Consider the following 14,287-nt stretch of genomic DNA (forward strand, 5'->3'; position numbering starts at 1 on the left):
GACCGTTCCTGTCAGAATTATTTCACGTCGCCTTCGGTGGCCACCGCTTTGCGACGGCGCGCGATGGCGCCGCTCAGTGCCAGGCCGGCGAGCAGCATGGCGTAGGTTTCCGTTTCAGGGACGGCGCTGACGCCGGAGGTGACGCTGAACGAATTGTTGCTGGTATGCAGTTCCCAGCCCGGATAGCCCCAGGCGTCGGTGTACATGCGGACGCTGAGCGGACCGCTGCCGCTGACGCCGCGCAGCGCCGTGTTGAGTTGACCCAGCAAGGCGTTGTTGTCTGCGATATCGAAGTTGCGGGTCGCCAGTTCGTGGGACGCGCCGGCAGCCAGGAAGCCGAAGACCTGGGTGGTGCCCTGGAACAGGCCGATAAACACGCCATTGTTCGGATCGGTGTAGCCCCAGCCCTGATCCACCAGCGTCGATGAACTGGTCAGCGCGTAGATGGTGTTGGTACCGGCCGCCAGCGTCACGCCGCCGAAGTCAATCCTGCCAGAATTGAGCCAGGCGTATTGATCGGTGCCGGATTGGGACAGCGTTTGCGTAACCTGCGCCTGGGCGGAGGCGACCAGCGCGATGGCGAGGGACAGGCCCACTGCGGCTTTTTTTACGATATTCATTTTTAACCCCTTGGAATGTTGTAAGTAACAAATAAGATTGCGGCCGCAAGGTGTTGTCATGCCGCTAACGAACTATGGCCTTACGCAGCCGGGCCTGCCAGTATCGACCGGTATCTTTCATGTAACATCGCGGCGGGTGGGGAGAGGGGCTGGGCGAATTTGGCGGCTTGCCCTTGACCAAGCGGCTAGCGATCTATATCATGGCTCGCGTTCGCTCGTGCATCATGAAAAGTGAACATAGTTGAGCAATCGACTAGGAGACGTGGCCGAGTGGCCGAAGGCACATCCCTGCTAAGGATGCATACGGCTTATACCTGTATCGTGGGTTCGAATCCCACCGTCTCCGCCAGAAAAACAGAAAACCGCTGCGCCCACTTTGGGCCAGCGGTTTTTTTCGTTGAACGCCATCTGAAAATTCAACCAGTGATATATCCGTTACGCGCATGAAGTAACGCGAAATGCTTAGTTTGTTATCTCCCGCTCAACAATTATTCTTTGCACACTTCGACTGCAAGGAAATCCATGACACTCGCTCCACGCATACAGCGCGCCGTGCAACACGGCATGCTGGGCCTCTCCATCACCAGTGCCCTGATCCTGGCTGGCTGCGGTGATTCCGCTGCGCCGCCGGAGACCGCCGCAGCGCCAGCCCCCGTCGTCAAGAAAAAGCCCAACATCCTGTACATCATGGCTGATGACCTCGGCTATTCAGACATCGGCGCCTTCGGCGGCGAGATCGAGACGCCCAATCTGGACGCGCTGGTCAAACAGGGGCGCCTGCTGACTAACCACCACACCGGCACCGTGTGCGCCATCACGCGCGCCATGCTGGTCTCCGGCACCGACCACCATCTGGTCGGCGAAGGCAATATGGGCGCGCCGAACGACGAGCGCAAAGGCTTGCCCGGCTACGAAGGCTTCCTGAACGAGAGCGCGCTGTCCTTCGCCCAGCTGCTGCGCGACGGCGGCTACCACACCTACATGGCCGGCAAGTGGCACCTGGGTTCCGCCATCGCCGGCGGCGCCGTGACCACTGCCGGCAAGACGCCTGACCAATGGGGCTTCGAGCACAGCTACGCACTGCTGGCCGGCGCCGCCAGCAATCACTATGCGCACGAAAAAGAAGGCTCCAGTAATTACACTGAGGATGGCAAATTCGTGCAACCGGGCCAGCCGGGCCAACCAGGCGGCACGGGGGCGGAACCGTTCTACTCCACCGACTTCTACACCAAGCGCCTGATTTCTTATATCGACCAGCATAAGGCCGACGGCAAGCCGTTCTTCGCCTACGCCGCCTACACCTCGCCGCATTGGCCGCTGCAAGTGTCGGAGCCGTGGCTGTCCAAGTACAAAGGCAAATACGATGCCGGCTACGACGCCGTCCGCAACGCGCGCATCGCCCGTCAAAAGCAGCTGGGCCTGGTGCCGGCCGACTTCAAGCCTTACGATGGCGCGCCGGAAACCTTGGCTGCCACGCCGGCCACATCGGGCTACGGCAAGGCCGGCGCCAAATACATCAATGCCAACAATGGCGTGGCGCAGGGCTACACGGAATACGGCGCAGGCAAGGTGAACAAGAAGTGGGGCAGCCTGACGCCGCTGGAGAAGAAAGCCCAGGCGCGCTACATGGAAATCTATGCCGGCATGGTCGATAACCTCGACCACAACATCGGCCTGCTGATCCAGCATCTGAAGGATATCGGCGAATACGACAACACCTACGTCATGTTCCAGTCCGACAATGGCGCCGAAGGCTGGCCGATCGACAGCGGCGCTGATCCGAAGCCAACCGATGAAGCCAACGCCACCGAGCCGGTCTATTCCGCGCTGGGCACCGACAATGGCGCGCAAGCGGCCAAGCGGCTGCAATACGGTCTGCGCTGGGCCGAGGTCAGCGCCACGCCGTTTCGTCTGACCAAGGGCTACGCCGGCGAAGGCAGCGTCTCCACGCCGCTGATTGTGAAGCTGCCGGGACAGACCGCGCGACTGCCCAACCTGAGCGCGCTGACGCACGTGACCGACAACACCGCCACTTTCCTGGCGCTGGCCGGCATCCCCTTGCCGAGCGAGGCCGCGCCCAAGGCCGTCGACGCCGCTGGCGTGGACCACAACCTGGGCAAGGTGGTCTACAACGGCCGCAACGTCTATCCGGTCACCGGCAAGTCCTTGCTGCCGCTGCTGGAAGGCAGCGCGCAGGCGGTACGCAGTGATCCGCTGGGGCATGAGTCCTACGGCCGCGCTTTCCTGATCAGCGGTGATGGCAAGTGGAAGGCGTTGTGGAACGAGCCACCTGTAGGCGCGCTTGATGGTCACTGGGAGCTGTACGATTTGACGCATGATCGCGGCGAGACCAGCGATGTGTCGGCGCAAAATCCCGCCGTCACCAGCGGCATGGTGCTGCAATGGCAGCAATTCATGACCCATGTTGGCGGCGTCGAACCGCTGAAGCCGCAAGGCTACTACTGATGTCTCTGGTACCTCGTGGCCTGCGCCTGACGCTAGGCGCGGGCGTGGCGGTGCTGCTGGCGGCGCTGGGATGGCTGTTGTTGCCCAGCATCAGCGCAGCGCTGACCGGCACGCCACCGGCCCCGGCGCTGGGCAACGAGCAGTCCTGCGCCGCCTACAGCGGCTTGCCGGCAGGTTGGGGCAAGGATGCGCATGCCGGCATGGTGCGTGTCGCCGCCGGCAGTTTCGTCTTCGGCAGTGCGCGCGGCTATGCCGACGAGCGGCCGGCGCAGCCTGGCCAGGTCCGCGTCAAGAGTTTCTGGATCGACCGCACCGAAGTCACGCAAGCGCAGTTCGCCGCGTTTGTAGCGGCCACCGGTTATGTGACGGACGCCGAAAAGCAGGGCGCCGGCGTGGTGTTCCATACGCCGACCGACGAGGAGCTGACGCAGCGTCCCTACGCCTGGTGGACTTTGCAGAAAGGCGCGCAATGGCGCGGCCAGCAGCCGGCCGGCGGCCATCTGCCGGTAACGCTGGTCACGCAGGCGGATGCACTGGCTTACGCCCGCTGGCTGGGACGGGATCTACCCACCGAGGCCGAATGGGAGTACGCGGGCAAGGCCGGCCGCAGCGACGACCAGCTCGACACCGCGCCGACCGATGCGCAGGGCAAGCCCACCGCCAACTATTGGCAGGGCTCGTTTCCTTTGATGGACGCCGGCGCAGACGGCCATGCCGGCCTGGCGCCGGTCGGCTGCTACGCGGCCAACGGCTTTGGCTTGTACGACATGATCGGCAATGCCTGGGAGTGGACAGCCGACCCCTACACGGGACCGCGCCAGCCGCATGCCAACGGCGACACGGCCGTCGCGGCGGGAGCGGCGCATGCGCCTGATGCAGCGATGGTGATCAAGGGCGGGTCGTTCCTGTGCGCGCCGGACTATTGCGTGCGCTATCGGGCCTCGGCGCGCGAGTCGCAGGAGCGTAATCTCGCGGCCGCCCACATCGGTTTCCGGACGGTGCGCCGGGAGTGACGTCCGTCCATTTATTCCGGCCGGACGCCGGCGCGATCTGTCTGTTGCAGTTCAGAGATGCGCCGGGCTTGTTCGAAAACGCTGCGCGCGGTCAGGTTGAAGCCGGAGACGGGCAGTTCCGCCGCGCGTAACGCGCCCACCACCCACGAGTTGCAGTTGTTGAGCAGGCTGTAGTTGCCGGTGCCCTTGTAAAACAGATTGAGGTTGGCCAGCCGCTTGCCGAGGTAGACGGGCTTGCCATCGGCGCCGGTGGCGATGCTGCGGTCGATGTAGGCGACCAGCTGGTTATAGCCCCGCTCGGTGACCGCGAGCGGAATGCTGTCGCCCGGCGCCACGCCCAGCGGCGGATTGGTTTCGCGCCCGCCGGCTTGCAGGGCAGGGTAGTCGGACGCCACCAGCGCCTTGACCGCCTGCGACACGCCGGGATCATCGTCGACAAAATACCCACCATCGCCCCAGCCGATCAGCATGTATTTGTGATCCTTGAAATCCTGCGCCAGCTTGGTACTGCGGGAGAGGATGTCTTTGCCGTCGAACAGCAGGGCCGTATGCCAGCCATATTGGATCACGTGGATGGTGTGCGGCGTCGGTTCCTGCGGCAGATCGGTGCGGCTTGGCGTGCCGGCGCAAGCGGCCAGCAGCAGAAGCGGGGCCAGGAGGGGGAGCAATCTCATAAGGCATGGCGTGCGTGAAAGGTCGGCAATTCTACCGCAGGCCATGGCGTTGGTTTCAGGCCTTGCCACGGAATTCCTCGACAATAAAATCGATAAACGCACGCACCTTGGCGGGCAGGTTGCTGCGGCTGAGGTAATACAGGTACAAGTCCGCATCCGGCAGCGAGTAATCGGTCATGACCTCCTTCAGGCGCCCGCTCTGCAGATACTTGGCCGCATCCCACTCGGAGCGCTGCACAATCCCGTGGCCGTCGAGCGCCCAGTTCATCACCACGTCGCCGTCGTTGCTGGAGACGGCGCCGCGCACCTTGACCAGCTCCACCGTCTTGCCCTTCTGAACGCGCCAGGTGCCGTACACGTCATCGTTCTGGCGGTGCAGGATGCAGCGGTGGTGGTGCAGCTCGGCGGGTTTCTGCGGCTCGCCGGCTTTTTTCAGGTAGGCAGGCGACGCGCACAGAAAGCGCCGGTTGGACATCAGCTTGCGCGCCGTCAGGCGGGTATCCGGCAGTTCGCCAAAGCGGATCGCCAGGTCGTACGCTTCCTCCACCAGGCTGATGGGGCGATCAGTCAGGTGCAACTCCACTTCCACCTCCGGATACGCATGGGCGAAGCGCGACAGGATGGGGGCGATGTGGGTGCGGCCGAAACCAGGCGTGGCATTGACCCGCAGCAGCCCCTTCGGCGCGGCGCGACCACTGGCCACCGATTCTTCCATTTCGCGGATCTGGTGCAGGATCTGGGAGGCCTGGGCCAGATAGGTTTCCCCTTCATTGGTCAGGCTGATGCGGCGCGTGGTGCGGTTGACCAGCCGCACGCCCAGCTTTTGCTCCATCAGGCTCAGGCGCTTGGTGACGGCCGGCGGCGTGACGCCGAGCTCGCGCGCGGTGGCCGTCATGCTGCCGGATTTGGCCAGCAGCACAAAAAAAGCCAGGTCGGGGGCGGTTTCAATTTTCATTTAAAGTGAATAAAGGTTTCAATCTAAGTTAATTTTAGCAGTGAAATTCAAGAGTAAGCTACCGCATGCGCTAAACACAGCACATCTACTCATCTGGAGACTTACTATGAAAATTGTTGAAATCCGCGAAAAGACCATCCCGATCAGCTCCCCTATCCGCAATGCCTACATCGACTTCAGCAAAATGACGCTGAGCCTGGTGGCTGTGGTGACCGACGTCATCCGCGATGGCAAGCCGGTGATCGGTTATGGCTTCAATTCCAATGGCCGCTACGGCCAAGGTACCCTGATGCGCGAACGTTTCATTCCGCGCATCCTGGAAGCGGACCCAGCCACGCTGGTCAACGATGACGGCAGCAATCTCGATCCGCACAAGATCTGGAACTGCATGTTCACCAACGAAAAACCGGGCGGCCACGGCGAGCGCTCGGTGGCCATCGGCACCATCGACATGGCGATCTGGGATGCGGTCGCGAAAATCGAAGGCAAGCCGCTGTTCCAGCTGCTGGCCGACCGCTACGGCAACGGCACGCCGGACCGCAAGATATTCGTCTACGCCGCCGGCGGCTATTACTACCCTGGCCAGGACCACGGCAAGCTGAAGGATGAGATGCGCAGCTACATCGACCGCGGCTACACGGTGGTCAAGAAAAAAATCGGCGGCGCGTCGCTGGACGAAGACCTGCGCCGTATCGACAGCATCCTGTCGGTGCTGCAGGACGGCCAGAAGCTGGCGGTGGACGCCAACGGCCGCTTCGACCTCGACACCGCGATCCAGTACGCCAAGGCGCTGTCGCAGTACGACCTGTTCTGGTACGAGGAGCCGGGCGATCCGCTCGACTTCGAGCTGCAAGCCACGCTGCGCAACTACTACAAGAACCCGATGGCCACCGGCGAAGACCTGTTCTCGATGCAGGACGCCCGCAACCTGATCCGCTACGGCGGTATGCGCGCCGATCGCGACTGGCTGCAATTCGACTGCGCGCTGAGCTACGGTCTGGTGGAATACCTCCGCACGCTGGACATGCTGCGCGAACACGGCTGGTCGCCGGAGCGCTGCATCCCGCACGGCGGCCACCAGATGTCGCTGAACATCGCGGCCGGCCTGGGCCTGGGCGGCAACGAGTCCTACCCGGACCTGTTCCAGCCATACGGCGGCTTCCCGGACGGCGTCAAGGTCGACAACGGCTACATCACCATGCCGGACCTGCCGGGCATCGGTTTTGAAGGCAAAGCCGATCTGTACGCGGAAATGCGCAAGCTGGCGGAATAAGCTGGCAGTGGCAATGCCAACAGTCGCAGAACTGGTGCATTGCCGGTGGTACTACCCACAGAACGCCGCACAGGGCGCAAGCGTTATCCCGCTTGCCGGCCCTGCGCGGGCGTTCGCCCTTTGATTCTGTTTCGCTGGAGGAGACCCCCCATGAACGCGCAACGCTTTAAGAAACTGGCATCCACGCTTTATATTCAAGTCATCGTCGGCCTGACCGCCGGCATCCTGCTCGGCCACTTTTATCCCGACATCGGCGTCGAGCTGAAACCCCTGGGCGACCTGTTCATCAAACTCATCAAGATGCTGCTGGCGCCGATTATCTTTGCTTCGGTAGTGGTCGGCATTGCCCGCATGGGCAGCGTCAAGGAGACCGGCCGGGTGGGCGCCAAGGCCATGATTTATTTCGAGATCTGCTCGACCATCGCGCTGGTGTTCGGCCTGATCGTGGTCAATGTGATGAAGCCGGGTGTCGGCATGAACATCGATCCGGCCCACATCGACACCGCCTCGATCAAGTCCTACACCCAGGCGGCCGAGCACAACACCACGCTGGAATTCCTGATGAACATCGTGCCGAACAGTGTGGTCGGTGCTTTCGCGCAGGGCAATATGCTGCAGATTATTCTGTTTTCGCTGTTGTTCTCGTTTGCGTTGAACCGCCTCGGCCGCAAAGTGGCGCCGCTGATCGAGGGTCTCGATATGTTCTTGCATGGTATGTTCGGCGTGGTGCGGATTGTCATGCACCTGGCGCCAATAGGCGCGTTCGGCGGCATCGCCTTCACCATCGGCAAGTACGGCATCGGCACGCTGAATTCGTTTGCGGAGCTGATGATTGCGGTGTATCTGACCTGCTTCCTGTTTGTGGTGCTGGTGCTGGGGACCGTAACGCGCTATTGCGGCGTGCCGCTGTGGGGCTTCCTCAAATACATCAAGGACGAAATCCTGATCGTGATGGGCACTGCCTCGACCGAAGCCGTGCTGCCGCAAATGATGCTGAAGATGGAGGCCATGGGCTGCCAGAAAAAAATCGTTGGCCTGGTGCTGCCGACCGGCTATACCTTCAACGCCGACGGCACGGCTATTTACCTGACCATGGCGGCCATCTTCATCGCACAGGCCACCAATGTCGATATGACCATCTGGGATCAACTCGGCATTCTGGGCGTGATGCTGCTGACTTCCAAAGGTTCCGCTGGTGTAGCCGGCGCCGGTTTCGTGGCACTGGCGGCGACGCTGGCGTCGATGCACAAGATTCCGCTGTCCGGCCTGGTGCTGCTGGTGGGGATAGACCGCTTCCTGAATGAAGCGCGCGCCGTCACCAACCTGATCGGCAACGGCATTGCCACCATCGCTGTGGCGAAGTGGGAAGGTGCATTGGATGTCGAGCAGATGAAACTGGCGTTTGCCGCCGCGGCCGCAGGCCACGAACTGCCGATGCCGAAGCCGGTTGAGCCGGCCAGTACCGCGCCGGTAACGCTGGTGAGCGAACCCTCCGCGCGGCGTGTGGTGGACGCGATGGCAGAGCGCGGCGGCGCAGCATGACGCCCCGGCTGCTGTGCGCGTCGCCGCTGTTGCAGTCGATTGCCGACCGCGCCCAGGCCGAGTTTGACGCCATCACCTGTCAGCAAGGCCAGCTGTCCGCGCCGCAAATCATGGATGTACTGAAGGAACAGCCTGCGGTGCAGGCGCTGCTGATTTCCAGCCGCATCCGTTTTGATGCGGCGGCGATCGCCATGTTGCCGCCGCAAATCGGGTTGATTGCGACGTGCAGCGTGGGCTACGACCATATTGACCTCGCCGCCGCCAGGGCTAAAGGGATTTTCGTTACCAACACACCCGACGTGGTCACGGAGGCAACCGCAGACCTGACCTTGTTCCTGATGCTGGGTGCCTTGCGCCGAGGCCGCGAATACGCCGCCATCATGGAACAAGGGTGGCGCCAGCGGTTCGGCCTGGGCGATATGCTGGGTCTGGATTTCCACGGCAAGACGCTGGGCATCATCGGCATGGGGCGGATCGGGCAGGCGGTTGCGCGGCGGGCGCGGGCGTTTGGCGTCAAGGTGCTGTATCACAACCGCACGCGTTTGCCGGCGGAACAGGAGCAGGGCGCCAGTTACTTCGGCGATGTGCGCGCCATGTTGCCGCATTGCCAGATCCTGTCGCTGCACGCGCCGGGCGGTCCGCAGTCGGACGGCCAGATCGACGCCGCCATGCTGAATTTTCTGCCGCGCGGTGCGGTGCTGGTGAATACCGCGCGTGGCGGGCTGGTCAATGAAGACGACCTGATTGCCGCCCTCGGTAACGGTCAACTTGCCGCTGCCGGACTGGATGTGTTCCGTTCCGAGCCGGAATACGACCTGCGTTTCCAGCATCTGCCGAATGTGTTCATGACCCCGCACATGGGCACGGCAACGGTCGAGACCAGGGCTGCTATGGGCAACCGGGCGCTGGACAACGTGATGGACGCATTGGCCGGCCATACGCCTCGGGATGCCTTGTAACGGGCCACGCAAAATAAATTCCTCAGCCGCTGACGCTTTTGACTTCTCGTTGCACAAGAGAGGTATCAACGACAGCCATGAGGATTACCGATGTTCCATACGCTTCAAAAGACGACGCTCGCGTTGGCCGTGCTGGCCAGCCTCCCGGAGACCGTCGTCGCCCAGGTTGCCGCGTCGGCAGCGCCGATTTCCACCGTAACCGTCGCCGCCACCCGCCGCACCGACGCGGCCGACGACGATCCGCGCCGCACGCCAACTTCGGCCTACCGCATCACCGGCGAACAGTTCGACCAAAAGAACATCCACTCGCTGGAAGACCTGCAACAACTGGTGCCCGGCCTGAACGTGCAGAGTACCGACCCGGCCGACATGCAGATCACCATCCGCGGCGTGGGTGATGGCGGCGGCCAGCCCAGCGGCGAACAGAATATCGGCATGCCGAGCAGCGTGGCGATCTATGTCGATGGCGCCTACCTGGCGCGGCCGGGCATGCTGTCCGGCCTGAACGATCTCGCCTGGGCAGACGTGCTGAGCGGCGCGCAGGGCACGATGTTCGGCGCCAACGCCACCGGTGGCGTGCTGGACCTGCACACCAAGGAACCCACCTTTGTGCCTGAGGCGTCGATTTCAGTCTCGGCCGGCCAGCATAATTACGAGCGGGTGACGGCGGTGCTGTCAGGTCCGCTGTCGGACAACTGGGCGGGCCGCCTGCACCTGATCAGCAGCGGCAGCGATGGCGCCATCACCAATATCCGCAACGGCCACAACCTCAATGGCGCGCGCTCGAACGGCGCCCGTGGCCAGCTTCTGTACCGCGACGGCGAACGCTTCAAGCTGCGCCTGTCGGCCGACTATAACAACAGCAACAGCGAACCGACCCAGGTGCTGGTCGCCACCCACACGGTCAACGGCGTGGACACCTATCTGGCGCGCTCCAAGGCGGTCGGCAACAACGTGGTGTTCGGCCCCAACGTCGATCTGGACGACGAGACGCACACGCATATCCTGCAAGGCGGCGCCTCGGCACTGGCGGAATGGCAACTGGACAGCGGCTGGCGCCTGCGCTCGGTCACATCGCTGCGCTACTTCCACTCGGCGCCGTCACTGGCGGATTACCAGTCGGTGCAAATTTATTCCAACAGCGGTTTCCAGCAGCATGACCGTAGCTGGTCGCAGGAACTGCGCGTGGATTCGCCCACCGGCGGCCCGGTCGATTACGCCTTCGGCCTGAGCTACCTGGGCCAGAAACTGGACATCACGGCGCACACCTATTATGCCGATACCACCGTGCCGGATATATGGCTGGGCACCGCCGCCGGCGTCACCCGCAAGCTGGACGTCATCCGCCTGGGCCTGCTGCGCGACCGTTCGCTGTCGCCGTTTGTGCAGGGCACCTGGCACATCAATCCGGACGTGGACGTCATGGCCGGCGTGCGCCTCAACCATGACGAGCGCGGCGGCAGCTTCGTCCGTTACAACCGCCAGCCGTTCAACTCCGGCTACCTGGAGACCACCAACAACCTGCCATCCGGCACCGTGGTGGCGACGTGGCGGGCAGCGGCGGGCCTGAGCAGCTACGCAGCCTTGTCCTACGGCGAAAAATCCGGCGGCCTGAATATCTCGTCCGGTGCGGCGGCGCAGGCAGGGCTGGATTCGCTGATCATCAAGCCGGAGCGCGCCACCAGCGGCGAGCTGGGCATCAAGGCCGATTTCGACAACAAGCGCCTGAACATCAAGGCCGACTTGTTCGCCACACAGGTGCGCGACTTCCAGACTCAAGGCTACGATGCGGTTGATCAGCAAGTCTATCTGCTGAATGCCGGCGCCTATATCTCGCGCGGCGCCGAGGCCACTGTGCACTGGGCGCCCAACCGCAGCTGGCAGTTCGACGCCGCCGCCGTCTTCAACGACTCCTACTACACCGACTATGACCAGGCCCGTTGCCCGCCGGAGATCCTGCTCGGCGCCAAACCGCCGAAATCGTGCAGCCTGAACGGCCAGCGCGTGTTCAACGCGCCACGCGTGACGGCCAACGTCGGCGCGCGCTACGAGTGGACCACGGGCGGCCTGAAGAATTTCGTCTCCGGCCGCTATGCATGGCGCAGCTGGATGTACGGCACGGTGGACGATTCCCAGTTCTCGCGCGTGGATGGCTATGGCCTGGCGGCGTTCTCGGCCGGCACCTCGGGCAAGACCGAGCGCGGTGAATGGAATGCCTCCATATGGCTCAACAACGCCTTCGACCGCACCTACTACAAGCGCCTGGTGAACAATGAATACGGCTCGGTGACCGGCTACCTGGGCGATCCACGCACGCTCGGCGTCACGCTCGGCTACCGCTACTGATAGGGATGACATCATGATCCGTCGAGAATTCATCCTCAGCGCACTGGCCGCGATTGCCGCGACGCCGGTGTTTGCCGCGCCGCTGCCGGGCGCGCGCCGTCCCAACATCATCTTCATCCTGGCCGACGACATGGGCTATGGCGACACCGCCATCTACGGCCAGCGCAAGATCGCCACGCCGAATATCGACCGGCTGGCCCGCCAAGGCATGCTGTTCACCCAAGGCTATGCTGGCGCGCCGGTGTGCGGGCCGTCGCGCTGTTCGCTGATGACGGGGCTGCATACCGGCCATACGCGCATCCGCGACAACACGTCCATCGGCGGCGGCAAGCTCGGCACCAAGGGCGGCAGCCCGCAGCTTTGGCGCCGTCCGAACCTGTTGCCGGAAGACCGCACGGTGGCGCAGTATCTGCAAGCGGCCGGCTACCGTACCGGTCTGATGGGCAAGTGGCATCTCGACGGTTTCGAGGCCAACGCCACGCCGCCCAAATTCGGCTTCGACGAATTCAAGGGCTGGCTGATCCAGCACGACACCACGCCCGGTTACTGGCCGACCCAGCGCGTGCATGGCGACCAACTGGTCGATATTCCGGAAAACGCCAACGGCAAGCATGGCCGCTACGAGCCTTTCATGGTAACCGAGGATTCGGTCGACTTCATAGAGCGCCACAAGGACGCGCCGTTCTTCCTGTACGCGGCCTACAACAGTCCGCACTCGCCGTACACGGCGCCGGACTTCGGGCCGTATGCTGACCGCGCCGGCTGGGCCGATGACGAGAAATACTATGCGGCGATGATCCACTATCTGGACCAGGGCATTGGCAAGCTGCTGGACAAGCTGGCCAGCGCCGGGCTGGAGCAGGACACGGTGATCTTCTTCGCCTCCGACAACGGTCCGCGTTCGGAACCGACGGTGCAGCAGACCCGCGTCGCCGACTTCTTCGACTCCAACGGCGGCCTGACCGGCTACAAGCGCGACATGTACGAAGGCGGCATCCGCGATCCGTGGATTGTGCGCTGGACCGGCAAGATCCCGGCCGGCGCCGTCAGCGACGTGCCGGTGTATTTTCCCGACTTTCTGCCGACTGCGCTCGACCTGGCCGGCGCGCGGGCCGAACGGACCGATGGCGTCAGCCTGAAGCCGCTGCTGGTCGATCCGCACAGCAAGCCGGCCGAGCGCTTCATGTACTGGGAATTCTACGATCCGGAATTCCGCCAGGCGGCGCGCTGGGGCAAGTGGAAGGCGGTGCGGCTGAAACGCAACGGGCCGCTCGAACTATACGACCTGGAGCGCGATCCGAAGGAGAGCCAGAACCTGGCCGCCAAACATCCGGACATCGTGGCCCGCATGGCCGAGGGCATGGCGCGCGAACACGTCGCCTCTGTCGAGTATCCGGACCCGGCGCCGAGCAAGATCTAGGGCAGGGGACGCGTGCAGCGGAAGCCGATGTTGGACGCTGCACTGTCCGGCGTGTTGCGCGTGCGCGCGGCCGGACGGTAGCGGTTGCAATACGACAGGTGGCAAAGGAAGGAGCCGCCTTTCATCACGCGCGCATCGCCGCTTGGCGGGCCGAGTGGATCGCTACTCGGCGCGGCGCTGAATGCGGTGTGCCAGAAGTCCAGGCACCATTCCCAGGTGTTGCCGGTGACCGAATACAGGCCGTGGCCATTTGGTGGGAAAGCGTCGACCGGGCTGGTGGCGGCGTAGCCATCGGCCGCCGTATTCAGGTCCGGGAATTCACCTTGCCAGACGTTGCAAAGGTATTGGCCCTGAGGATTCAGTTCATCGCCCCACGGATACAATTTTTGCTCCAGGCCACCGCGCGCGGCGTATTCCCATTGCGCCTCGGTCGGCAAGGCGCCGCCGCTCCAAGTCGCGTAAGCCATGGCGTCGTTCCACGATACATGCACCACCGGATGCGTCATGCGGTCGGCGATGCCCGATCCCGCTCCCTCCGGCGCGCGCCACGACGCGCCGTCTACCAGACACCACCACGGCGCTGCCGCCAGCGTGTCCGTCACCAGCTCGTCGTAAAGCCCGTCAGGAATCTGTCCCTGGAAAACGAAGGAGTTACCGTAGCGTTCAGACTCGGTGACATACGCGGTGGCGCGCACGAACTCGGTGAAATCGGCATTGGTGACCGGATAAGCGTGAATGGAAAATGGCGACAGCGCGACCGGCCGCACCGGGCCTTCGCCGTCGCCGCGATTGGCGCGGTCGTAGTCGGTGCCCATCAGGAAAGTCACGGCGGGGAAAGCGACCGTAGCGCGCGGCGCTGGCGCGGCGACAGGGGGGATGGCAGGTACTGCGGCCAATTTATCAGCACGCGCGCGCGACGCGGCGCAGCAGGGTTTGAGGTCAGGCGTGGAAAAAGAAGTCATCCGCACAGTATAGGTGGCGCCAGCGCAATGATTTCAATCGTGTTGCCATAAGTTTAT

At 63.3% G+C, this 14,287-nt stretch carries 11 protein-coding genes and 1 tRNA gene; 8 read left to right on the forward strand and 4 right to left on the reverse strand.

Annotated features, from left to right (window positions below):
• Positions 1 to 17: 17 nt before the first annotated feature.
• Positions 18 to 620, reverse strand: coding sequence for a hypothetical protein (locus GTP69_RS31370; RefSeq protein WP_229260978.1), 603 nt, complete (start codon positions 618 to 620; stop codon positions 18 to 20).
• Between the two features lie 256 nt (positions 621 to 876).
• On the opposite strand from GTP69_RS31370, the gene GTP69_RS16080 reads away from it, so the two are divergent.
• From GTP69_RS16080 to GTP69_RS16090, 3 genes are all read left to right on the forward strand, one after another.
• Positions 877 to 969, forward strand: a tRNA-Ser gene (locus tag GTP69_RS16080).
• 215 nt (positions 970 to 1,184) lie between these two features.
• On the forward strand, positions 1,185 to 3,086 hold the full coding sequence (locus GTP69_RS16085; RefSeq protein WP_371867966.1) for an arylsulfatase: 1,902 nt from the start codon (positions 1,185 to 1,187) through the stop codon (positions 3,084 to 3,086).
• Positions 3,086 to 4,099 (forward strand): formylglycine-generating enzyme family protein, encoded by a 1,014-nt coding sequence (locus GTP69_RS16090; RefSeq protein WP_161055804.1) that lies wholly within the window; start codon positions 3,086 to 3,088, stop codon positions 4,097 to 4,099. The genes GTP69_RS16085 and GTP69_RS16090 overlap by 1 nt, the downstream gene beginning before the upstream one ends.
• Before the next feature lie 11 nt (positions 4,100 to 4,110).
• Here GTP69_RS16090 and GTP69_RS16095 read toward each other — a convergent pair whose 3' ends face one another.
• A complete protein-coding gene (locus GTP69_RS16095) occupies positions 4,111 to 4,773 on the reverse strand; it encodes a DUF2459 domain-containing protein (RefSeq protein ID WP_161055805.1) in 663 nt (220 codons plus the stop codon).
• A gap of 55 nt (positions 4,774 to 4,828) precedes the next feature.
• On the reverse strand, positions 4,829 to 5,728 hold the full coding sequence (locus GTP69_RS16100) for a LysR family transcriptional regulator (RefSeq protein WP_161055806.1): 900 nt from the start codon (positions 5,726 to 5,728) through the stop codon (positions 4,829 to 4,831).
• Positions 5,729 to 5,834: 106 nt separating this feature from the next.
• Between GTP69_RS16100 and GTP69_RS16105 the strand changes: the two genes are divergently transcribed.
• From GTP69_RS16105 to GTP69_RS16125, 5 genes are all read left to right on the forward strand, one after another.
• Complete coding sequence (locus GTP69_RS16105) at positions 5,835 to 7,001, forward strand: mandelate racemase/muconate lactonizing enzyme family protein (RefSeq protein WP_161055807.1); 1,167 nt, start codon at positions 5,835 to 5,837, stop codon at positions 6,999 to 7,001.
• 150 nt (positions 7,002 to 7,151) lie between these two features.
• Positions 7,152 to 8,543 carry a C4-dicarboxylate transporter DctA gene (gene dctA, locus GTP69_RS16110; RefSeq protein ID WP_161055808.1) on the forward strand — a complete coding sequence of 464 codons (1,392 nt, stop codon included), beginning with the start codon at positions 7,152 to 7,154 and terminating at the stop codon, positions 8,541 to 8,543.
• Positions 8,540 to 9,502: a 2-hydroxyacid dehydrogenase gene (locus GTP69_RS16115; RefSeq protein WP_161055809.1), complete on the forward strand. Its 963-nt coding sequence runs from the start codon at positions 8,540 to 8,542 to the stop codon at positions 9,500 to 9,502. The genes dctA and GTP69_RS16115 overlap by 4 nt, the downstream gene beginning before the upstream one ends.
• A 90-nt stretch (positions 9,503 to 9,592) precedes the next feature.
• Positions 9,593 to 11,848: a TonB-dependent receptor gene (locus GTP69_RS16120; RefSeq protein ID WP_161055810.1), complete on the forward strand. Its 2,256-nt coding sequence runs from the start codon at positions 9,593 to 9,595 to the stop codon at positions 11,846 to 11,848.
• Positions 11,849 to 11,861: 13 nt separating this feature from the next.
• The gene (locus GTP69_RS16125; protein ID WP_161055811.1) at positions 11,862 to 13,268 is read left to right on the forward strand and encodes an arylsulfatase; all 1,407 of its coding nucleotides are present in this window, start codon (positions 11,862 to 11,864) and stop codon (positions 13,266 to 13,268) included.
• Here GTP69_RS16125 and GTP69_RS16130 read toward each other — a convergent pair.
• A complete protein-coding gene (locus GTP69_RS16130; RefSeq protein WP_202424445.1) occupies positions 13,265 to 14,164 on the reverse strand; it encodes a formylglycine-generating enzyme family protein in 900 nt (299 codons plus the stop codon). The two genes, GTP69_RS16125 and GTP69_RS16130, sit on opposite strands and share 4 nt — an antisense overlap.
• Between the last annotated feature and the right edge of the window lie 123 nt (positions 14,165 to 14,287).

Source organism: Duganella levis (genome assembly GCF_009857605.1).
Lineage (GTDB): Bacteria > Pseudomonadota > Gammaproteobacteria > Burkholderiales > Burkholderiaceae_D > Rugamonas > Rugamonas levis.